We start from the raw sequence: 21,516 nt of genomic DNA, 5'->3' as shown, positions 1-21,516 counted from the left end.
ATGCCGCGGTGGATGCGGGGGCTTCGTTTGCCGACATGGCGCCGCGCGACCGGGGTGAGATCCTGCGCCGCGCGTTCGAGGCGATCGTCTCCCGCGAGGATGAGCTCGCGCTCCTGATGACGCTCGAGATGGGCAAGCCGCTCAAGGAGTCCCAGGCCGAGATCACCTACGGCGCCGAGTTCCTGCGCTGGTTCTCCGAGGAGGCGGTGCGAATCGACGGGCGCTACGCCGTGGCGCCAAATGGCCAGGGCCGCCTGATGACCATGCGCCAGCCGGTCGGCCCGTGTCTGCTCATCACGCCCTGGAACTTCCCGCTGGCCATGGGCACCCGCAAGATCGGGCCCGCCCTGGCCGCCGGCTGCACGATGGTGGTCAAGCCCGCCTCCCAGACCCCGCTGACCATGCTGGCGCTGGCCGACCTGCTCACCGAGTGCGGCGTGCCCGCCGGGGTCCTCAACGTCATCACCACCCACCGCACCGGTGACGTCATGGAGCCGCTGATCCGCGACCCGCGGCTGCGCAAGCTGACGTTCACCGGGTCCACCCCCGTCGGCAAGGCCCTCGTCGAGCAGTCGGCCGAGCAGCTGCTGCGGGTCTCGATGGAGCTCGGCGGCAACGCACCCTTCCTCGTCTTCGGCGACGCCGACGTCGACAAGGCGGTCGAGGGCGCGATGCTGGCCAAGATGCGCAACATCGGCGAGGCGTGCACCGCCGCCAACCGCTTCCTGGTGCACGAGTCGGTGGCCGAGGAGTTCTCCCGCAAGTTCGCCGAGCGGATGGCCAAGCTGACCGTCGGTCGGGGCACCGAGGACGGCGTCACGGTGGGCCCGCTCATCGACGACAAGGCCCGGGCCAAGGTCACCGAGCTGGTGGACGAGGCCCGGGAGAAGGGGGCCACGGTCCTCGTCGGCGGCTCGGCCACCGGCGATCGCGGCTACTTCTTCGAGCCCACCGTGCTGGCCGACGTGCCGACCGACGCCCGGCTGTTCCGCGAGGAGATCTTCGGCCCGGTGGCGCCGATCTCGACGTTCAGCACCGACGACGAGGCCATCGCCAAGGCCAACGACACCGAGTACGGCCTGGTCGCCTACGCCTTCACCGAGAACCTCTCGCGCATGATCACGGTCAGCGAGGCGCTCGAGTTCGGCATGGTCGGCATCAACCAGGGCATCGTGTCCAACCCGTCGGCGCCCTTCGGCGGGGTCAAGCACAGCGGCTTCGGGCGTGAGGGCGGCTTCGAGGGCATCGAGGAGTACCTCGAGACCAAGTACGTCGGCATCGCCCCCTGAGGTCCCGGGCGCAGGCCCCGGGCCCCCGTCCCTCCCCGTGATGACGTCCCCGATGACCCCCTCGCCCCTGCGGACGAGGGGGTCATCGGCTGTTCGGGCAGACCTGTCCCGACAGCCTCCGGCCGGGCGCGCCGCGGTGCTGCACTGGCGCCATGAGCACCGAGCGCCTGCAGTCCCTGACCGACCTCATCGACACGACGGACGCCACCATCCGGGCGGGGTCCGTGGCCGGTGCGCGGGTGTGGCCGACCGGCTTCCATGCCCTCGACAAGGCGCTCTCGGGCGGGCTGCGCTCCGGTGAGCTGGTGCTGCTCGGCGGCCCGCAGGGCCTGGGCAAGACCACCTTCGCGCTCCAGCTCATGCGCAACGTCGTCTCCGCCGGCCGCACCGCGGTCTACTTCTCCTTCGAGCACGACACCCACACCCTGCTCGAGCGGCTGATCAGCCTCGAGGCCGCCGAGCACGCCGGGCGGGTCGGCGTGCCGCTGCACCAGGTCCGTGAGCGGTTCGAGGTGCGCCACGGGCAGTCGGAGTCGCTGGGGGACCGGCTGGCCGGCTCGCCCGGCGGGCCCGAGGCGGTGGCCTCGCTGCGCGACCTCGGCAGCCGGCTGCACGTGCACCGCTCCAGCGGCGTGCACACCGACCTGGCGCAGATGCGCGCCGTGGTCGAGGCGGTCCGGGACGCGACGGGGGAGGCGCCCCTGGTGCTCGTGGACTACCTGCAGAAGGTCGCCGTCGGGACCGACCGCGTCGGTGAGGACGAGCAGGTCGCGGAGGTGGCCGAGGGGCTCAAGGAGCTCGCGCTGGAGCTGGCGGTGCCGGTCGCGGCCATCGTCGCGGCCGAGAAGTCCGCGCTCAAGCCGGGCATGCGGATGCGGGCCCGTCACCTGCGCGGCTCGTCCGCCCTGGCCTACGAGGCGGACATCCTCCTGCTCATGGCGGAGAAGTTCGACGTCGTGGCGCGGCACCACCTGGTCTACGACCTCGGCAACGCCGACCGGTTCCGGCGCTGGGTCGTCCTGACCATCGAGAAGAACCGCAACGGCGTGGACAAGGTCGAGCTGGAGTTCCAGAAGCGCTTCGAGCAGGGCCGGTTCGACCCCGAGGGCCGTGAGGTCAGCGAGCAGCTGGTCGAGGAGCGGGTCTTCGTCGACTGACTCCCCTCCACGACCCACCAGGCACCCGGGCCGGGCCGCCGGTCCTCCCCTTCCGACGCACCCGGCCGCCGTCCGGGTGGTGCCGGGGGTGCGCCCGGGCCGCGCACCCCCGGCAGTCCAGAATGGGCGGGTGAGCTCACCGCGCAGCATCGCCATCCTGGGGTCCACCGGCTCGATCGGGACCCAGGCCGTCGACGTCATCTCCCGCAACGCCGACCGGTTCCACGTCACCGCGCTCAGCGCCGGCGGGGCCAACCTGGCCCTGCTCGCCGAGCAGGCGGTGGCGCTGCAGGTCCAGCAGGTGGCCGTCGCCTCCGGCGACCGCGAGGAGGTCTCGGCGGCGGTCGCCGCGGCGGCGGCGCGGGCCGGCCACCCGGCATACCGGCCCGAGGTGCTGGTGGGGGCGGAGGCGGCCACGACGGTCGCCGGGGGCGGTGCCGACGTGGTGCTCAACGGCATCACCGGCTCCATCGGCCTGCGGCCCACCCTGGCGGCGCTGGAGGCCGGCTCGACGCTGGCGCTGGCCAACAAGGAGTCCCTCATCGTCGGCGGCCCGCTGGTCAGGGCGGCCGCCCGCCCCGGCCAGATCGTGCCCGTGGACAGCGAGCACAGCGCCCTCGCGCAGTGCCTGCGCGGCGGTCGCGCCGAGGAGGTCGCACGCCTGGTCGTGACGGCCAGCGGCGGCCCGTTCCGCGGTCGGACCCGGGCCGAGCTGGCCGACGTCACCCCCGAGCAGGCCCTGGCCCACCCGACCTGGGCGATGGGCCCGGTGGTCACCACCAACTCCGCGACCCTGGTCAACAAGGGCCTCGAGGTCATCGAGGCCCACCTGCTCTTCGACATCCCCTTCGACCGGATCGAGGTCGTCGTCCACCCGCAGTCGGTCGTGCACTCGATGGTCGAGTTCTCCGACGGCTCCACCCTGGCCCAGGCCTCGCCGCCGGACATGCGGCTGCCGATCGCGCTGGGTCTGGGCTGGCCCGACCGCGTGCCCGGTGCGGCACCGGCGTGCGACTGGACGCAGGCCGCGACCTGGGAGTTCTTCCCGCTGGACGACGAGGCCTTCCCGGCCGTCGCGCTCGCGCGCCACGTCGGGTCCGAGGGCGCGACCTTCCCGGCGGTGTTCAACGCCGCGAACGAGGAGTGCGTCGAGGCCTTCCTCGGCGGGCGGATCCGCTTCGTCGACATCGTCGACACCGTCGCCCGGGTGGTGCAGGAGCACGAGGTGAACGATCCGGGCGGCCTGAGCGTTGAGTCGGTGCTGCGCGCCGAGTCCTGGGCGCGCGCCCGGGCAAGAGAGGTCCTCGGCCTGGCCGCACGTGAGACGGTGGTGCCGTGAGCTACGTCCTGGGGGTTCTGTTCGTCGCGCTGGGCATCGGCGCATCCATCGCCCTGCACGAGGTGGGCCACCTGGTGCCGGCCAAGCGCTTCGGCGTCAAGGTCACGCAGTACATGGTGGGCTTCGGCCCGACCGTGTGGTCCCGGCGGCGTGGCGAGACCGAGTACGGCCTCAAGGCCATCCCGCTCGGTGGCTACATCCGGATGATCGGCATGTTCCCGCCCAAGCCCGGCGACGACCCGACCATGCTGCGCGCGTCGACGACCGGCCGGTGGAGCCAGATGATGGACCAGGCCCGGCAGGACTCCCTGGAGGAGGTCAAGCCCGGCGACGAGCACCGCGTCTTCTACAAGCTGCCCGTGCACCAGAAGATCGTCGTCATGCTCGGCGGCCCGACGATGAACCTGCTCATCGCCGTGGTGCTGCTGACCGGCATCTTCACGATGCACGGGATCGCCACCGAGACCTCCCGGGTCGGTCTGGTCCAGCAGTGCGTGCAGACCGTGACCAGCGCGTCCGCGCAGCCGACGGCGTGCGCGGCGACCGACCCGGTGGCCCCGGCCAACAAGGCCGGCCTCAAGCCCGGCGACCGGATCGTCGCGATCGACGGCAAGCCGGTCTCCACGTTCGACCAGGTGCGTGCGGTGATCCGCACCCACGGGGGCGCGCCGGTGGCGATGGTGGTCCAGCGCGACGGCAAGCGGCTGGCCGTGACCGTGACGCCGATGCTGACCGACCGGCCCAAGGTCGACGACAACGGCAAGCCCCTCACCGACGCCTCGGGCAAGGTCCTCACCGAGCGGGTCGGCTTCGTCGGCATGGGCGGCTCGGTCGAGATGGTGCGCCAGCCGCTCACCGCCGTGCCCGGCCTGGTCGGCGGCGCCCTCGGCCAGACCGCCGGCGTCGTGCTGAAGATCCCGCAGAAGATGGCGGGCGTCGCGCAGGCGGCGTTCGGCTCCGGGCAGCGCGACCCCAACGGCCCGATGTCCGTCGTGGGCGTCGGTCGGGTGGCCGGCGAGGTCGCCAGCGGCGACGTGGGTGGCTTCGGCGGCACCATCGGCGACGTCATCATCTTCGAGCTCGGGCTCATCGCCTCCCTGAACCTCGCGCTCTTCGTCTTCAACCTCATCCCGCTGCTGCCGCTGGACGGCGGGCACGTCGCCGGCGCGCTGTGGGAGGGCCTCAAGCGCACCATCGCGCGGGTCCGCCGCCGCCCCAACCCGGGCTACGTGGACGTCGCCAAGGCGCTTCCCATCGCGTATGCCGTGTCCTCGGTCCTCATCGTCATGTCGGCCCTGCTCATCTACGCCGACGTGGTCAACCCGATCAAGATCGGCGGCTGACCCCGCGCGCGGGCGCCGCAGCCCGACCGGACACCGGCCCACCCGCGTCTGCCCGTCCTCCGGGGCGGGGGACGCGGGTTTGCCGGTGTTCGGTGCGTGAGACGGGTGGGGGATACTGCGGGCATGACGGTTTCGCTCGGAATGCCCGCCACCCCGCCGCCGGTCGTCGCCCCGCGGCGCAAGTCGCGCAAGATCAAGGTCGGCAAGGTGGAGGTCGGCGGTGACGCCCCGATCTCGGTGCAGTCGATGTGCACCACCCCGACGACCGACGTCAACGCCACGCTGCAGCAGATCGCCGAGCTGACCGCGACCGGTTGCGACATCGTGCGGGTGGCCTGCCCGAGCCAGGACGACGCCGACGCGCTGCCCGAGATCGCCCGGCACTCCCAGATCCCGGTCATCGCCGACATCCACTTCCAGCCGAAGTACGTCTACAAGGCGATCGAGGCCGGCTGTGCCGCCGTGCGGGTCAACCCCGGCAACATCCGCAAGTTCGACGACCAGGTCAAGCAGATCGCCCGCGAGGCCAAGGACGCCGGCGTCTCGATCCGCATCGGCGTCAACGCCGGCTCGCTCGACCCGCGCCTGCTGGAGAAGTACGGCAAGCCCACCGCCGAGGCGCTCGTCGAGTCGGCCGTCTGGGAGGCCTCGCTGTTCGAGGAGCACGACTTCCACGACTTCAAGATCTCGGTCAAGCACAACGACCCCGTCTTCATGGTGCAGGCCTACGAGATGCTCGCCGAGCGCGGCGACTGGCCCCTGCACCTCGGCGTGACCGAGGCCGGCCCGGCGTTCCAGGGCACGATCAAGTCCTCGGTGGCCTTCGGCGCGCTGCTGGCCAAGGGCATCGGCGACACCATCCGCGTCTCCCTCTCGGCCCCGCCGGTGGAGGAGGTCAAGGTCGGCAACGCGATCCTGCAGTCGCTCAACCTGCGCCCGCGCAAGCTCGAGATCGTCTCCTGCCCGTCCTGCGGGCGCGCCCAGGTCGACGTCTACACCCTCGCCGACCAGGTGACCGCCGGCCTCGAGGGCCTGGAGGTGCCGCTGCGCGTCGCCGTCATGGGCTGCGTCGTCAACGGCCCCGGCGAGGCCCGTGAGGCCGACCTCGGTGTCGCCTCCGGCAACGGCAAGGGCCAGATCTTCGTCAAGGGCGAGGTCATCAAGACCGTGCCGGAGGCCAAGATCGTGGAGACCCTCATCGAGGAGGCCATGCGCATCGCCGAGGAGATCGGCGAGCCCGTCGACGGCGAGGCCGCCGGCAGCCCCACCGTCACCGTCAGCTGACGTCACGCCACGCCTGACCGGGCGGCCCTGCACCTGCCAGGGCCGCCCGTCTGCGTGTGGGCGCTCAGCCGGGCAGCCTGCGCCGGCCGGCGAAGCCGAGGTCGCTGCGGTGGTACCAGTGCAGCCCGTCGTCGCCCTCGAGCCAGCACAGCAGCACCGGGACCCCGTCGAGCTCGGAGGGGAAGTCGAGCAGCAGCGGGGCCAGGCCCTTGAGCTCGGCGCCGGTCTGCTGCACCCGGGTCATCAGGTCGTCGAGCCTGGCCTGCGCCGCCTTGAGCTCGGGCAGACCGCCCAGGGTGGTGGGCCGCCCGCCCGGCATGGTCGCGGTGGCGAGCTCGGCCGCGTCCGCGCGCAGCCCGACGATCTCGGCGAGCACGGGGGCCAGCTCGGCCAGCTCGGCGCGGGCCTCCTCCACCGTGAACAGGCTCATGCGTCCCAGCCTCGCAGCAGGTCCTCGGCGCCCGCGAGGTCGGCCAGCACCTCGGCCGCGGTGCGCTCGCGCCGGAGGAGCCCCACGCCCTGTCCGGCGTAGACGTAGCCGACGTCGAGGTCCTGGCGCCGGCGGCCCTCCGCCAGCTCGGCTACCGCCGCGTCGTCGCGGGCGAGGTCGTCTTCGCGCCCCTCCCACCGGTCGAAGAACGCGTTGCGCAGCGCCCGGCCGCCGTACTCCGGCGGCCACCCCAGGCGCTGCGCCACGTCGAAGACCCGCCCGTATGCCGTGTCCGCCTCCGAGGCCTCCAGCAGCCGTGCCCGGGCGGCCGCCGTGGTCTCGGCCTCGCGGCAGGTGAGGAACGCCGTGCCGACCCACGCCCCGGCCGCTCCCGCGGCGAGGACCGCGGCCAGACCGCGCGCGGTGCCGATGCCGCCGGCGGCGACGACGGGCAGGTCCACCTCCTCGAGCACCGCCTGGAGCAGGGTCAGCGTGCCGACGTCGTTGCGCCCGTGCCCGCCACCCTCCGCGCCCCGGGCCACGACCAGGTCCACGCCGACGGCCTGTGCCTGAGCCGCCTCCTGCACCGTGCCGACCTGGGTGGCCACCCGGATCCCGTTGTCCTGCAACCGGCGCACGGCCTCGGCGTAGGGACCGAAGCTGACCGACACCAGCGCCGGCCGGGCCGCGACGACCGCCTCGAGCTGCTCGGGGTGCTGGGGCAGCACCCAGGCCATGAGCCCGACGCCCCACGGCCGACCGGGCTCGGCCGCGACGGCCGCCTGCTGTGCGATCCAGTCGGGAGTGGCTGCGCCGCCGGCGCCGATCATCCCCAGACCGCCGTTCGCCGACACCGCCGCGGCCAGCCGCCCGGAGCCGGCGCCGGCCATGGGCGCCCCGACCACGGGCACGTCCAGCCCGAAGGTCTCGGTGAGCCAGGTCCTGAGCATGTGCCGCCTCCTCGCGTCGTGGTGCCGGCCTCCATCCTCGCCCGGCGGCGCGGCGGCCACGAGCCGGGGGAGGACCCGTGCTGTCTCGGATCGTGAGCGGGTGGGGACACCGGTTATCACCATAACTTTGGATTCCTATAACGTCCGGTTTTGTGACGAGCCGTTCCGGGACCACGCCCGCGCTGATGTGTCGGTAGCCGCGCACCCGGGTCAGCCGACCCGGGAACGCGCGGCCACGGCATACGCCGCCTCGCCCCGGACCCTGCTCCACCGGCAGCACACCTGACCGCCGACGCGCCACCGCGTCCGCGCGGCTGCCTGCCCGCCACACCTGACGCCCGAAGGAAAAGCCATGTCCACCAAGCGTTTCCGTGTCATCACCGCTGCCGTCGCGGCGCTGGCCGCCGCCGTCTCGCTGAGCGCGTGCGGCCCGACCAAGGCCAGCGCCGACAACCCTTACGCCCTGCAGCAGCCGGGCACCCTGCGCGTCGGCACGCTCACCGACGCGCCGCCGAACGTCTACCTCAAGGACGGGAAGTTCACCGGCTTCGACAACGACCTGCTCGTCGCGGTCGCCTCCAAGCTGCACCTCAAGGTCGAGTTCGTCGGCACCGACTTCTCCGCGCTGCTGGCCCAGGTCAAGAGCGGCAAGTTCGACCTCGGCTCCTCCTCGATCACCATCACCGACGCGCGCAGGAAGACCGTCGACTTCACCAACGGCTACGACTTCGGCTACTTCGGCCTCGACGTGCCCCAGGGCTCCCCGATCCGCAGCTTCGACCAGCTCAAGGGCAAGCGGGTGGCGGTCGTGCAGGGCACCGTGCAGGACGACTACGCCTCCAAGAACGGTCTCGACCCGGTGCGCGTCCCGGACTACAACAGTGCGCTCAACCAGCTCAAGGCCGGCACCGCGCAGGCGTGGATCGCCCCCGCCGAGATCGGGGAGAAGACCGCCAAGGACAGCGGCGGCAAGGTCGTCCTGGCGCAGAAGCAGCTGAGCCCGGCGCCGACGGCGTTCGCCATCGCCCACGGCAACCCCACGCTCCTCGCCGCGCTGAACAAGGCCCTCGACGAGGTCATCGCCGACGGCACGTGGAGCCGGCTCCAGGCGCAGTACTACCCCGGCCGCACGGTCCCGGCGGACTTCAAGCCCGGCAGCGGCAAGGTCGCCGTCCCGGCGAAGGCCGCGAGCTGAGCTGACGGCACCGGACGAGGGGAGGGCCCATGGACATCCTGACGACGCTGTGGCAGACGTTCTTCGACGTCGACGCGATGCGTGAGGCGTTGCCGGACCTGCTCACGGTCGGGCTGCCCAACACGCTGCTCCTGGCCCTCTCCTCGGCGGTGGTCGGCACCGTGCTGGGCATGCTGCTCGCGGTCGCCGGTCTCTCCGGCAGCCGGTGGCTGCGTTGGCCGGCGCGGGTGTACACCGACATCTTCCGCGGGCTGCCGGCCGCGGTGACGATCCTGCTCATCGGCGTGGGCCTGTCCCCGCTCGGCCTGCAGGTGTGGGGACCGAACCCCTACCCGCTCGGCATCCTCGCGCTCTCGCTCATCGCGTCGGCCTACATCGGTGAGATCTTCCGCTCGGGCATCCAGTCGGTCGAGGCCGGTCAGCTCGAGGCGGCGCGGGCGCTGGGCTTCAGCCGGTCCGCCGGGATGCGCCTGGTGGTCATCCCGCAGGGCGTGCGCCGCGTGCTGCCGGCGCTGGTCAACCAGCTCATCGCCCTGATCAAGGAGAGCTCGCTGGTCTACTTCCTCGGGCTGGTCGCCAGCCAGCGGGACCTGTTCCGGATCGGCCAGGACCAGGCCGCCAACACCGGCAACGAGTCGGCGCTGCTGCTGGCCGGCCTCTTCTACCTGGTCATCACCATCCCGCTGACCCACGCCGTCAACGCGATCGACCGACGCCTGCGCGAGGGCCGCCGGGCCGACGCCGCGCAGCCGGTGGAGGACGACCTGCCGCTGCCGATCACCCAGGAGGCGCACTGATGACCGCACCAGCCGCCGAGCTGACCGCGCCCGCGGCGGTCAGCGTGGCCACCCGCGACGTGCACCTGTCCTTCGGCGCCCACCCGGTGCTGCGTGGGGTCGACCTCGACGTCGCAGCCGGCACCGCCACCTGCGTCATCGGTCCCTCCGGCTCGGGCAAGTCGACCCTGCTGCGCACGGTCAACCGGCTGCTCGAGCCCGACCGCGGCGACGTCCTGCTCGACGGCCGCAGCGTGCTGGGCGACGACCCCGACGCCCTGCGCCAGAGGGTGGGCATGGTGTTCCAGCACTTCAACCTGTTCCCCCACAAGACGGTGCTGGCCAACGTCACCCTGGGCCTGCGCACGCTGCGCTGTATGCCGTCCGAGCAGGCACGCGAGGTCGCCCTCCACCACCTCGGGCAGGTGGGGCTGCGCGACAAGGCGGAGATGCGACCCGGCCGCCTCTCCGGTGGGCAGCAGCAGCGGGTCGCCATCGCCCGCGCCCTGGCGATGCAGCCGCAGGTCATGCTCTTCGACGAGGCCACGTCCGCCCTGGACCCCGAGCTGGTCAAGGGCGTGCTCGCCACCATGGCCGACCTGGCCTCCACCGGCATGACCATGCTCGTGGTGACGCACGAGATGGGCTTTGCCCGCGAGGTCGCCGACCGGGTGTCCTTCATGGACGCCGGCCGCGTGGTCGAGTCCGGGCCGCCCGAGCAGGTCTTCGGTGCGCCGGAGAGCCCGCGGCTGCAGCGCTTCCTGTCCCAGGTGCTCTGACGCGCCCGCGGGTCGGCCACCTGCTGGAGCCGCTACGCAGGTCGCGGCACGCCGTTCGCGCCCCCTCAACCGGCCGAACCGGTCGACACCGGGGCCGCCGACGGGCACGCTGGAGGCGTGCTGCGCACCCAGAGCCCGGTCCGCGCCCTCACGGTCGCCGACCGGGACGGCGCGCTGGAGGTGTGTGCCCGTGACGCCGCGGCCAACGTCTTCGTCGCCGCGCGAATCCTCGAGGGCGCCCTGGCCACCCAGCCCGGCAGCCTCCTCGGCTATGGAGAGGGGGAGGAGCTGACCTCCCTGTGCTGGGCTGCGGCCAACCTCGTCCCGGTCGAGGCCGACGAGCACGCCGTGGTTGCCTTCGCCGCCAAGGTGCGGCGCTGGCGTCGGCAGTGCTCCTCGCTGTTCGGCCCGGCCGACGCCGTCCACGGGCTGTGGCAGGAGCTCGGCGGCCACTGGGGTCCGGCGCGGGCGATCCGGGCCCACCAGCCGATGCTGGCGGTGACCGACAGGCCGGCTGACTGCGGTGTCACTCCCGACCCGGCGGTGCGCCGCGCGCGCCTCGACGAGGTCGACCTCGTCGTGCCTGCCGCCGCCGCCATGTTCACCGACGAGATCGGCTACCCGCCATACTGGGGCTCGGACACGGCATACCGGCAGTCCATCGCGGGGCTGATCTCCCGCGGCCACACCTTCGTGCGGGTCGAGGACGGCGAGGTCGTCTTCAAGGCCGACGTCGGGTCGGTGGCCCTCGGCGTCGCCCAGGTGCAGGGCGTGTGGCTCAAGCCGTCGTGGCGCGGCCAGGGCTGCGCCGAGCCGGCGATGGCCGCGGTCGTCGACCTCGTCCAGCGTGAGGTCGCCCCGATGGTGACGCTCTACGTCAACGACTTCAACGCCCCGGCCCGCGCGACCTACAAGCGGGTCGGCTTCACCGAGGTCGGCAGCTTCGCCACCGTGCTGCTCTGAGCGGGCCCTCTGGTTGGATCGGGGCATGCCCGCCCCGCTCACCCGAGACCTCCAGGGTCTTGCCGCGCTGTTCGCTACCTCCGGCGTGCTGCACCTGGTCCGCCCCGGGCCGTTCGAGTCGATCACCCCGCGGCAGCTGCCGGCCCGCCGCGGCCTGGTCTACGCCTCCGGCGTCGCCGAGATCGCCTGCGCCGCCGGGCTGCTGCACCCGCGCACCCGCCGCCTGGCCGGCTGGGCCAGCGCCGCGCTGCTGGTCGCCGTGTTCCCCGCGAACATCCAGATGGCCCTGGACGAGACGCGCCGGGTCGAGCGCCGGCTGGGCTCGGGCCGCTCCGCCAACCGCCGCCGGCAGGCCGCCACGATCGCCCGGCTGCCGCTGCAGCTGCCCATGGTGCGCACCGCCCTCAAGGCGACCCGGGACCGAGCGGCAGGCACACGGCATACCGCGGCGTGAAACTGCCGTGAGCACGGCCGCCGCGGGCCGATATCCTCGCGGGGTCCGGAGCGAGCGTCGCGACCGGACCTGACGAAGGAGTGATCGTGGCCGCCTTGCGCATGTCGACCCTGTTCCTGCGAACCCTGCGCGAGGACCCGGCCGACGCGGAGCTGCCGAGCCACAGGCTGCTCGTGCGCGCCGGCTACATCCGCCGCGTCGCGCCCGGCATCTACACCTGGTTGCCCCTGGGCCTGAAGGTCCTGCGCAACATCGAGCGCATCGTCCGCGAGGAGATGGACGCCATCGGCGCCCAGGAGCTGCTCTTCCCCGCCCTGCTGCCCCGCGAGCCCTACGAGGCGTCCGGCCGGTGGACCGAGTACGGCGAGCTCATCTTCCGGCTCAAGGACCGCAAGGACGCGGACTACCTGCTCGGCCCCACGCACGAGGAGATGTTCACCCTCGCGGTCAAGGACCTGTACTCCTCGTACAAGGACCTGCCGCTGTCGATCTACCAGATCCAGACCAAGTACCGCGACGAGGCGCGTCCCCGCGCGGGCCTGCTGCGCGGCCGTGAGTTCACGATGAAGGACTCCTACTCCTTCGACCTCGACGACGCGGGGCTGGAGGAGTCCTACGAGGCGCACCGCCGCGCCTACATCCGCATCTTCGACCGACTCGGCTTCGACTACGTCATCGTCGCCGCGATGGCCGGCGCCATGGGCGGCAGCAAGTCCGAGGAGTTCCTCGCCACCTCCGAGAACGGCGAGGACACCTACGTCCGGTGCACCCACTGCGACTACGCGGCCAACGTCGAGGCGGTCAAGGTGCCCGTCCCCGAGGCGGTCGCGTATGACGGGCTGCCCGCCGCGCACGCCGAGGACACCCCCGAAACGCCCACCATCGAGTCGCTGGTCGACCACCTCAACGCGCACTTCCCCCGCGAGGACCGTCCCTGGGCTGCCGGCGACACGCTCAAGAACGTGCTCGTCACCGTGGTCCACCCCGACGGCACCCGCGAGCCCCTCGCCATCGGCGTGCCCGGCGACCGCGAGATCGACGAGAAGCGGCTCGGTGCCCAGCTGGAGCCGGCCGAGGTCGAGGCCTTCGACGAGGCCGACTTCGCCCGCAACCCCGCGCTGGTCAAGGGCTACATCGGCCCCGAGGTCCTCGGCGAGGACGGCAAGTCCGGCATCCGCTACCTGCTCGACCCCCGCGTCGTCGAGGGCACCACGTGGGTCACCGGCGCCAACGTCGCCGGCCAGCACGTCATCGACCTCGTCGCCGGCCGCGACTTCAGCGCCGACGGCACGATCGAGGCCGCCGAGGTCCGCGACGGCGACCCCTGCCCCAACTGCGGCCACCCCCTGGAGTCCGCGCGCGGCATCGAGATGGGCCACATCTTCCAGCTCGGCCGCAAGTACGCCGAGGCGCTCGAGCTCAAGGTGCTGGACCAGAACGGCAAGCTCGTCACCGTGACCATGGGCTCCTACGGCATCGGCGTCAGCCGGGCCGTGGCCGCGGTCGCCGAGGGCACCCTCGACGAGATCGGCCTGGTCTGGCCCCGCGAGGTCGCCCCGGCCGACGTGCACGTCGTGGCCACCGGCAAGGACGACACCGTCTTCGCCAAGGGGGAGGAGGTCGTCGCCGCGCTGCAGGCCCAGGGCATCGAGGTCCTCTACGACGACCGCAAGGGCGTCAGCCCCGGCGTGAAGTTCAAGGACTCCGAGCTGATCGGTGTGCCCACCATCGTCGTCATCGGCCGCGGCCTGGCCGACGGCGTGGTCGAGCTCAAGGACCGCGCCAGCGGTGAGCGACGCGAGGTCGCGGTCGACGGGATCGTCGACGCGGTCGTGGCCGAGGTCCGCGGGGCCGACGCGCGATGAGCGCCGGCAGCACCCCGGTCGAGGCGGTGATCTTCGACTGGGGTGGCACGCTCACGCCCTGGCACACCATCGACCTCGCCGAGCAGTGGCGGGTCTACGCCCGCGAGCTGGCGGCCCGGGCCGACGACTTCGTCGACGCCGAGGCCCTCGCCGCGCGGATCCTCGCGGTCGAGGACCGGGCGTGGAAGCGGCTGCGCGTCGACGGCGGCAGCGCGCACATCGAGGCGGTCCTGCGCGAGGCCGGTGTCGAGAGCGACCACCCGGGGCACCCGGCTGCGCTCACGGCATACCAGGAGTTCTGGGAGCCGCACACGTTCACCGACCCGCAGGTCGAGCCGCTGTGGCGCGGGCTGCGCGAGCGGGGCGTCAAGGTCGGCGTGCTGTCCAACACGATCTGGCCGGCCGGCTACCACGACGGGGTGTTCGCCCGTGACGGCGTGCTCGACCTGCTCGACGGCGCCGTCTACACCTCCGAGATCGACCACGCCAAGCCGCACCGCGAGGCGTTCCGGGCGGCGATGGCCGCGGTCGGCGTCGAGGAACCGGCAGCGGCGGTCTACGTCGGCGACCGGCCCTACGAGGACGTCCACGGCGCCCAGCGGGCCGGGCTGCGGGCGATCTGGGTGCCGCACTCCGACATCCCGATGGACCAGCAGGTCACCGTCGAGGTCACCCCGGACGGGGTCGCCCACGAGCTGCTGGACATCCTGCAGATCGTGGACAGCTGGCTGGGGGCGTGACCGACCCGTCGCTGCAGACCACGCTCCTGCTCATGCTGGCCGGCCTCACCGCCGGCTGGATCGACGCGGTGGTCGGCGGGGGAGGGCTGGTGCAGCTGCCGGCGCTGGTGCTCGGCTTCCCGCACGCCGCCCCGGTGCAGGTCCTGGCGACCAACAAGCTCGGCTCCATCTGCGGCACGTCGGCCAGCTCGCTGACCTACTACCGCCGGGTGCGCCCCGACCTGCGCACCGCCCTGCCGATGGCCGGGGTGGCCTTCCTCGGCTCGCTCGGCGGGGCCGTGCTCGGGTCGCACATCCCCAAGAGCGCGTTCAACCCGCTGATCCTCGTCGTGCTCGTCGCGGTCGGGGCCTACACGCTGCTCAAGCCTGACCTCGGCTCGGCCACCCAGCTGCGCTTCGCCGGGCACCGCCACGTCATCGCGGCCACCGCGGCGGGGTTCGTCATCGGCGTCTACGACGGCGCGCTCGGCCCCGGCACCGGCTCCTTCTTCGTCTTCGCCCTGGTCGGACTGCTCGGCTACGCCTTCCTCCAGGCCAGCGCCAAGGCGCGGATGGCCAACTGGGCCACCAACGTCGCTGCCCTGGTCGTGTTCATCCCGCAGGGTGCGGTGATGTGGCGGATCGGGCTGCTCATGGGTGGGTGCAACCTGCTGGGGGCCTACCTGGGTGCCCGCACCGCCGTGGCCCGCGGGGCGCGGTTCGTGCGGGTGGTGTTCGTCCTCGTCGTCGGCGCGTTCATCATCCGCATCGGCGGGGTGGTCCTGGGGGTCTGGAGCTGAACGGGGTGCTCTGAGAACCATCTGAGGATGCTCACAGTCGCCGCTGCGGCTGTCTCACAGCAAACACCCAGCATCCGACCCGAATCTGGACCACGTGAGCACGACACCGCAGGTCATCGAGCAGCAGCGCCCGGCCACCTCCCGCGTGGACCGGGCGCCCAGCGTGCCGCCCGTCCCGCAGACGCCGCGCTGGTGGCGCGATGCCGCCGGGTCGCTGACCTGGCTGAGCCTGCTCTTCGTCGTGGCCCTGTGGGTCGCCGGCGGCGGGCTGCAGGACCTGGGGGCCATGGGCACCGGGCTGACCAGCCTGGGCCGGGTGACCGGCCTGGTCGCCTCGGACCTGCTGCTGGTCCAGGTGCTGCTCATGGCACGCATCCCCGCAGTCGAGCGCAGCTACGGCCAGGACGAGCTGGCCCGGCGCCACCGCCTGGTCGGCTTCACCTCGTTCAACCTCATGCTCGCCCACATCGTGCTGATCACCCTGGGCTACGCGGCCGCTTCACCGGTCGGCCTGTGGGGCACGATCGTCGACTTCGTCGTGAACTACCCGGGCATGCTGCTCGCGGTGGCCGGCACGGTGGCCCTGGTGGCGGTCGTGGTGACCTCGGTCAAGGCCGCCCGGGCCCGGCTGCGCTACGAGTCGTGGCACCTGATCCACCTCTACGCCTACCTCGGCGCCGGGCTGGCCCTGCCGCACCAGCTGTGGACCGGCAAGGAGTTCCTCAGCTCGCCGGTCGCCACCGTCTTCTGGTGGGGCCTGTATGCCGCGGCTGCCGGCAGCGTCCTGCTCTACCGGGTGGGGCTGCCCATCTACCGCACCTGGCGGCACCGCCTCGTCGTCACCGAGGTGATCCCCGAGAGCGACTCGGTCACCACCGTCGTCGTCGGCGGCCGCGACCTGGACCGGCTCGGGGCCCGGGCGGGGCAGTTCTTCCAGTGGCGCTTCCTGGGCGGCCCGGGCGCGAGCCGGGCCCACCCCTACTCGCTGTCGGCCGCGCCGGACGGCAGGACCCTGCGGATCACCGCCGCCCACCTCGGTGACGGCTCGGCCGCCCTCGCGCGGCTCAAGCCCGGCACCCGCGTCATGGTCGAGGGCCCCTACGGCCGCCTGCACGCCGGGGTGCGCACCCGGCGCAAGGTCCTGCTCATGGCCTCCGGCATCGGCGTCACGCCGATGCGGGCGCTGCTGGAGGAGCTCGACCAGCGCCCCGGCGACGTCACCCTCATCTACCGGTGCCGTCACGACGACACCGCGATCCTGCGCCAGGAGCTGGTCGAGCTCGCCTCGGCCAAGGGGGCACGGCTGTTCCTCGTCCCCGGCCGGCGCCGCCAGGGCGTGGAGAGCTGGCTGCCCGAGTCCGCCGGCGACCTCGACGACGTGAGCGCCCTGCGCCAGCTCGTGCCCGACGTGTCCGACCACGACGTCTACCTGTGCGGCAGCGCCGGCTGGATGACGGCCGCCGGCCGGGCCGCGCAGGCCGCCGGCGTCCCGCCCCGGCACGTGCACCTCGAACGCTTCAGCTACTGACCAGGCCGGCCACCCGGCATACCGGAGGGGAACCCCAGACCGATGCGACGCATCATCACCGCACTCCTGTCGACCATCACGGTCCTGGTGCTGCTGTTCAGCTACCGCACCAGCACCAACAGTGGTGGGACCGCGGTGGCCGCAGTGGCCTCGGCTGCACTGCCGAAGACCACCACCCAGACGCCGAGCCCGACGACCACCTCGGGCAGCGGCGGCGGAGCCTCCGGTGGGGACGGCTCCCGCGGCAGCGCGTCGTCGACGCCCAGCCCGTCGAGCACGACCAAGGCCTCGGGCTCCGGCACGTCCGGCACCTTCACCGGCGACCCCGCGGACACCCGCTGGGGAACCGTGCAGGTCCAGATCACCGTGAGCAACGGCACGATCACCCAGGTCACCCCGGTGCAGTACCCCCAGGACAACCCGCGGGACGCCGAGATCAACAGCTACGCCCTGCCGGTGCTGGGCCAGGAGGCGATCAGCGCGCAGAGCGCCAACATCGACATGGTCTCCGGCGCCACGGTGACCAGCGGCGGCTACCTCCAGTCGCTGCAGTCCGCGATCGACAAGGCGCACCTGTGACCGCCGACGTCGCCACCGGGCAGCGGGCCTGGGTGGAGCAGATCATGGGGATGCCGATCAGCATCCACCTGCGCGGCGCCGACCTGCGGGGCGCCGCGGTCGAGGAGGCCGTGGAGGCGTCGTTCGAGGAGCTGCGGCGGGCCGACGCGCTGTTCAGCCTGTGGCAGCGCGGCAGCGAGGTCCGCCGGATCCGCCGGGGCGAGCTGAGCCTGGCCGACAGCGACCCCTTGGTGCGGGAGGTGGCGGACTGGTGCCGCCAGGCCACGGAGCGCACCCGCGGGGCGTTCACCTGCGAGCTGCCGGACGAGGACGGCACCCGGCGTTGGGACCCCACCGGGCTGGTCAAGGGCTGGGCGGTCGAGCGGGCAGCCGCGGTGCTGGACCGGCTGGAGGGCTACGCCCACAGCGTCAACGCCGGCGGCGACATCGCCCTCGGCGGCCACGACGCCAGCGGGCCGGCGCGGCCGTGGCGCATCGGCATCGAGGACCCGCGCGACCGCTCGAAGATCGCTGAGGTCGTGGAGATGTTCCGCGGTGGGATGGCCACGTCGGGCACCGCCGCGCGCGGCGCCCACCTGTGGGACCCCGAGCGGCAGGAGTGGGTGCGCCGCACCGGCTCGGTGACGGTGGTGGGGCCGTCCCTGCTGTGGGCGGACGTCTGGGCCACGGCGTTGTTCGTCGGCCCGCCCGGGCTGGTCAAGGAGCTGCCCCGGCTGGAGCCGGACTACCGCGCGATCGTGCTCTGACGTCAGCGTCGGTGTCGACGGGTGGAGGTCAGGGGCTGTGGTGCCGCCGGGGTCGGTCGAACAGCCAGCGGAGGGCGTCCGGCAGGAGGACGCCACCGTGGTTGGGGTTGTGGCCACCGTCGCCGAGCGCCAGACGGAAGTCGTAGCCGGCCTCTGCGAGCGCAGCCGCGACGCGCAGGTTCTCGGCCAGCCAGTTCCGCCCGGGCTGGTTCCAGCCCAGGTCCCGGTGGCCTGCCTGCATGAAGATGCGCAGCGGTCTGCCGGGACCGGCGCCGATCAGCTCGGGGTAGGGGTTGCCGCCCGGCATCTGCGCAAAGCTGGAGAGGCAGGCGATGACCCGACGGAACCGGTCCGGGCGGAACCACGCTGCGGTGAAGGCGCAGTTGCCGCCACTGCTGCCCCCACAGATGCCCCAGCGGTCAGGGTCCGTGGTGACCGCATAGCGTGCCGTGACCTCGGGGAGGATCTCCTCCAGCAGGAAGGTCACGTAGCGGTCGTCGAAGGCGTCGTACTCGACGTTGCGGTTCTTCCGGTCCTCGTCGTCCTGAAGGACACCCGGGTCGACGAAGACGCCGATGGTCGCCGGGATGTCCCCGCGATGGATGAGGTTGTCCAGGACGATCCCGCCGCGGACCTCTCCCGTGGGGTCCAGGTACAGGTGCCCGTCCTGGAACACCATCAGCGCCGCCGGCTCGGCCGGGTCGTACTGCGCCGGGACGTGGACCCAGACCTTCCGTGACGTGCCCGGATAGACCGTGCTCGCATTCCACTCGAGCTCGACGGTCGTGCCAGACGGCACGCCGGGTTGGACGACGGAGTCGGCGCTGTGGCTGTAGCGAACGTCCGACAGGTCACGTGGGAGCGGGCAGTGGGGCACCGTCGTGGTCACACGGGCAACGTAGGGACGGCCGCGCGATCCCTTCAAGCGAATTCGCCCCGGCAGCTGACCGGGCTCATCCCGGCACGGCTGTGCGGTCGCCGCTCGGTCGGGCACGTCGTCGGCCGGCGGGAGGTCAGGGGCGCTGCACGAGCCACCACGCGGCATACGGGGGCAGCCAGAGGTTGCCGTCCTCGCCGGGCTGCACCCGGTGGCCGCCGATCGCGTCGTACGGGTCGTCGACCCCCTCGTCAGCCACCCAGTCCGCCGGCCAGGCCCGCCAGGTGTCGGTGACGTTGTAGAGCGCCACGAGCGCGCCGAGCGGGTGCCGGCGCACCGTGCCGAGCACTCCGGGGTCGGCCACCGGCAGCACCTGTGTCGGGACGGCGGCGTGCAGGTGCGGCAGGCCGCTGCGCACCGCCGCGAGGTGGGCCAGGGACTCGAACACCGCGCCGGGGACGGTTCCCGGGTCGTGCCGGGCGTGGGCGCGCTCCCGGTCCAGCCGCGGGCGGTGCGCCCAGCGGTTGTCGTCGGCGTGCCCGGGCTCGTCGGCCCAGTGCGGGTCGTTGGGCTGGCCGAGCTCGTCCCCGCTCCAGATCACGGGGACCCCGCCCCAGCCCATGACGATCGCGTGAACCAGCCGGACGCGGGCCAGGGCGGCGCGCACGTCGGCGGTGTCCGGTGCCGGGTCGGCCGGGTCGCGCCGGGTCAGGGCACTCGGGGCGTGGGCCAGCTCGAGGGCGGCCTCGAGGCCGACGAGGCTCGCGGTCGTGCCACTGACCCGCCGGTCGCCGGTCGCCGGGTTGTGCTGGAACGTCAGCCCCCGCGCCGGGGAGCCGGGGAAGTCGCCCGTGTACCAGTCGGACAGGAACGCCCGGTGGGCGTGGCCGGACAGCCCCACCGCCGCGGCGTCCCGGTCGTCCACGGCCCAGCCGATGTCGTCATGGCAGCGCACGTAGGTGATCCACGCCGACGTCGTGGGTGCCGGGGGCAGCGAGCCCAGGGTGTGCGCGGCCAGGCGGACGTCCTTCGCCGCCAGCATCGACCACAGCTGCACCATGAGCGCGTTGTGGTAGGCGAGGTCGCTGACCTTGCCGTGGTGGCTGCCCTGCCCGAGGTACTGCAGCAGGTCACGGGGGCTCACGATCGCTTCGGCCTTGAAAACCGTTGCGGGACAAGCGATCCGCATCACCGCGCGCAGTGCCTGGGTGAGGTGGTGGACCTCGGGCTGGTTCTGGCAGGTCGTGCCGAGCCGCTTCCACAGGAACGCGATCGCGTCGAGCCGCAGCACCTCCACGCCGAGGTTGGCCAGGAACAGCATGATGTCGGCGAACTCGGCGAGGACGTCCGGGTTGGCCCAGTTGAGGTCCCACTGCCAGGCGTTGAACGTGGTCCACACCCAGGCGCCGACCTCGTCGTCCCAGGTGAAGCTGCCCGGGGCGAAGTCGGGGAACACCTCCGGCAGGGTCTGCTCGTAGGCGTCCGGCTCGCGCCGGTCGGGGAAGAGGTGGAAGTAGGCCCGGTGCTTCTCACTGCCGGCGCGCGCCTGCACCGCCCAGTCGTGCTCGCGCGCGACGTGGTTGAGCACCAGGTCCAGGCACAGGCTGATCCCGGACCGGCGCAACGCCGAGGCCAGCTCGCGCAGGTCCGCGACCGAGCCGAGGTCCGGTCGCACCCTGCGGTAGTCGGCCACGGCGTAGCCGCCGTCGCTGTCGCCCTCGCGGGGCAGCAGCAGCGGCATGAGGTGCAGGTAGGTGACCCCCAGCTCCTCCAGGTAGGGGATCTTCTTGCGCACCCCGTCGAGGTCGCCGGCGAACCGCTCGGTGTAGGCCGCATAGCCCAGCACCTGCTCGCACTGGAACCAGTCCGGCTGCAGCGTGCGCTCCAGGTCCAGCCGGTGCAGCTCTGGATCGCGCTCGCGGTAGGCCGCGGCGGCCAGGGCGACCAGCCGCTTGGCGACGTCCTCGGTCGCGGCGGGGGAGTAGACCCCGCGCAGCCCGTGCCACAGGTCGGCCCACCACCGGTCGAGCCGCACGCGGAACAGCTCGAGCCGGTCGTCGGGCAGGTCGCCCAGCGTCGCGGCGGCGATGCTGTGGACGCTCTCGGGGGCACGCGTCATGCCTCATGGTCCCGCGGGAGGGGCGGTTCGGCACCCCGGTCGGGTCAGCCGCGTGCCAGGGCCGCCCGCAGCGCGGCGGCGTCGGTGACCGGCGCGTCGCAGACGAACCCGCGGCACACGTAGGCGGCCGACACGCCCGCCACGAGCGGCCGGTCCGCCAGCAGCGGTATGCCGGGTGCGTCCGGCGCGCCCGCGGCGAGGACGAGCCCGGGGGAGGGCGAGCGCCGGGCCACGTCCAGCAGCGTTGCGGCGTGGTCGTCCTCACCGACGACGGCGACCTGCAGCGGCCCGGCGAGGGCCGCCTCGGCCGCGGCGAGGGTCCAG

At 72.8% G+C, this 21,516-nt stretch carries 20 protein-coding genes and 1 pseudogene; 16 read left to right on the top strand and 5 right to left on the bottom strand.

From position 1 onward, the window contains the following. The 5 genes from VF825_RS11580 to ispG form a co-directional block, all read left to right on the top strand. The coding region (locus VF825_RS11580; protein ID WP_331113378.1) for an NAD-dependent succinate-semialdehyde dehydrogenase at positions 1-1,289 on the top strand (1,289 nt) is incomplete at its 5' end. Positions 1,290-1,441: 152 nt separating this feature from the next. After that, positions 1,442-2,446 (top strand): DnaB-like helicase C-terminal domain-containing protein, encoded by a 1,005-nt coding sequence (locus VF825_RS11575; RefSeq protein ID WP_331113376.1) that lies wholly within the window; start codon positions 1,442-1,444, stop codon positions 2,444-2,446. Between the two features lie 130 nt (positions 2,447-2,576). Continuing rightward, positions 2,577-3,785, top strand: coding sequence for a 1-deoxy-D-xylulose-5-phosphate reductoisomerase (gene dxr / locus VF825_RS11570; protein WP_331113374.1), 1,209 nt, complete (start codon positions 2,577-2,579; stop codon positions 3,783-3,785). After that, a complete protein-coding gene (locus VF825_RS11565; RefSeq protein WP_331113372.1) occupies positions 3,782-5,128 on the top strand; it encodes a site-2 protease family protein in 1,347 nt (448 codons plus the stop codon). The genes dxr and VF825_RS11565 overlap by 4 nt, the downstream gene beginning before the upstream one ends. Positions 5,129-5,251: 123 nt before the next feature. Next, the gene (gene ispG, locus VF825_RS11560) at positions 5,252-6,412 is read left to right on the top strand and encodes a flavodoxin-dependent (E)-4-hydroxy-3-methylbut-2-enyl-diphosphate synthase (RefSeq protein ID WP_331113370.1); all 1,161 of its coding nucleotides are present in this window, start codon (positions 5,252-5,254) and stop codon (positions 6,410-6,412) included. A 64-nt stretch (positions 6,413-6,476) separates the two neighbouring features. Here the strand turns inward: ispG and VF825_RS11555 are convergent, their stop codons facing one another. Both VF825_RS11555 and VF825_RS11550 read right to left on the bottom strand, forming a co-directional pair. Beyond that, complete coding sequence (locus tag VF825_RS11555) at positions 6,477-6,842, bottom strand: DUF2203 domain-containing protein (protein WP_331113368.1); 366 nt, start codon at positions 6,840-6,842, stop codon at positions 6,477-6,479. Then, positions 6,839-7,792, bottom strand: a complete 954-nt coding sequence (locus VF825_RS11550; RefSeq protein ID WP_331113366.1) for a nitronate monooxygenase — start codon at positions 7,790-7,792, stop codon at positions 6,839-6,841. The genes VF825_RS11555 and VF825_RS11550 overlap by 4 nt, the downstream gene beginning before the upstream one ends. A 352-nt stretch (positions 7,793-8,144) precedes the next feature. On the opposite strand from VF825_RS11550, the gene VF825_RS11545 reads away from it, so the two are divergent. The 11 genes from VF825_RS11545 (at position 8,145) to VF825_RS11495 (ending at position 18,196) form a co-directional block, all read left to right on the top strand. Beyond that, entirely contained in the window at positions 8,145-8,987 is an 843-nt protein-coding gene (locus VF825_RS11545; RefSeq protein ID WP_331113364.1) for an ABC transporter substrate-binding protein, read from the top strand. A 29-nt stretch (positions 8,988-9,016) separates the two neighbouring features. Beyond that, positions 9,017-9,784: an amino acid ABC transporter permease gene (locus VF825_RS11540; RefSeq protein ID WP_331113361.1), complete on the top strand. Its 768-nt coding sequence runs from the start codon at positions 9,017-9,019 to the stop codon at positions 9,782-9,784. Beyond that, the gene (locus tag VF825_RS11535) at positions 9,784-10,542 is read left to right on the top strand and encodes an amino acid ABC transporter ATP-binding protein (protein ID WP_414695833.1); all 759 of its coding nucleotides are present in this window, start codon (positions 9,784-9,786) and stop codon (positions 10,540-10,542) included. Before VF825_RS11540 ends, VF825_RS11535 begins: the two co-directional genes overlap by 1 nt. A 117-nt stretch (positions 10,543-10,659) precedes the next feature. Continuing rightward, positions 10,660-11,505: a GNAT family N-acetyltransferase gene (locus VF825_RS11530; RefSeq protein ID WP_331113359.1), complete on the top strand. Its 846-nt coding sequence runs from the start codon at positions 10,660-10,662 to the stop codon at positions 11,503-11,505. A 25-nt stretch (positions 11,506-11,530) separates the two neighbouring features. Continuing rightward, the gene (locus VF825_RS11525; protein ID WP_331113357.1) at positions 11,531-11,959 is read left to right on the top strand and encodes a DoxX family protein; all 429 of its coding nucleotides are present in this window, start codon (positions 11,531-11,533) and stop codon (positions 11,957-11,959) included. A 101-nt stretch (positions 11,960-12,060) separates the two neighbouring features. Next, the gene (locus tag VF825_RS11520; RefSeq protein ID WP_331113382.1) at positions 12,061-13,824 is read left to right on the top strand and encodes a proline--tRNA ligase; all 1,764 of its coding nucleotides are present in this window, start codon (positions 12,061-12,063) and stop codon (positions 13,822-13,824) included. Beyond that, the gene (locus VF825_RS11515; RefSeq protein ID WP_331113355.1) at positions 13,821-14,564 is read left to right on the top strand and encodes an HAD family hydrolase; all 744 of its coding nucleotides are present in this window, start codon (positions 13,821-13,823) and stop codon (positions 14,562-14,564) included. Before VF825_RS11520 ends, VF825_RS11515 begins: the two co-directional genes overlap by 4 nt. Further along, on the top strand, positions 14,561-15,343 hold the full coding sequence (locus VF825_RS11510; protein ID WP_414695832.1) for a TSUP family transporter: 783 nt from the start codon (positions 14,561-14,563) through the stop codon (positions 15,341-15,343). The genes VF825_RS11515 and VF825_RS11510 overlap by 4 nt, the downstream gene beginning before the upstream one ends. Before the next feature lie 94 nt (positions 15,344-15,437). Further along, the gene (locus VF825_RS11505; protein ID WP_331113353.1) at positions 15,438-16,871 is read left to right on the top strand and encodes a ferredoxin reductase family protein; all 1,434 of its coding nucleotides are present in this window, start codon (positions 15,438-15,440) and stop codon (positions 16,869-16,871) included. 42 nt (positions 16,872-16,913) lie between these two features. Next, positions 16,914-17,450 (top strand): FMN-binding protein, encoded by a 537-nt coding sequence (locus tag VF825_RS11500; protein ID WP_331113351.1) that lies wholly within the window; start codon positions 16,914-16,916, stop codon positions 17,448-17,450. Next, on the top strand, positions 17,447-18,196 hold the full coding sequence (locus tag VF825_RS11495) for an FAD:protein FMN transferase (RefSeq protein ID WP_331113349.1): 750 nt from the start codon (positions 17,447-17,449) through the stop codon (positions 18,194-18,196). The genes VF825_RS11500 and VF825_RS11495 overlap by 4 nt, the downstream gene beginning before the upstream one ends. A 28-nt stretch (positions 18,197-18,224) precedes the next feature. On the opposite strand, the gene VF825_RS11490 is transcribed toward VF825_RS11495, so the two are convergent. From VF825_RS11490 to VF825_RS11480, 3 genes and pseudogenes are all read right to left on the bottom strand, one after another. Further along, positions 18,225-19,085, bottom strand: coding sequence for an alpha/beta hydrolase (locus VF825_RS11490; RefSeq protein WP_331113347.1), 861 nt, complete (start codon positions 19,083-19,085; stop codon positions 18,225-18,227). A gap of 124 nt (positions 19,086-19,209) precedes the next feature. Next, positions 19,210-21,192 (bottom strand): alpha-amylase family protein, encoded by a 1,983-nt coding sequence (locus VF825_RS11485; RefSeq protein ID WP_331113345.1) that lies wholly within the window; start codon positions 21,190-21,192, stop codon positions 19,210-19,212. Positions 21,193-21,236: 44 nt separating this feature from the next. Beyond that, positions 21,237-21,516, bottom strand: a pseudogene (locus VF825_RS11480) (hypothetical protein); the annotation flags it as partial.

Source organism: Oryzihumus sp., assembly GCF_036391795.1.
Lineage (GTDB): Bacteria > Actinomycetota > Actinomycetes > Actinomycetales > Dermatophilaceae > Oryzihumus.
This window is presented reverse-complemented; position numbering and strand designations above follow the sequence as displayed.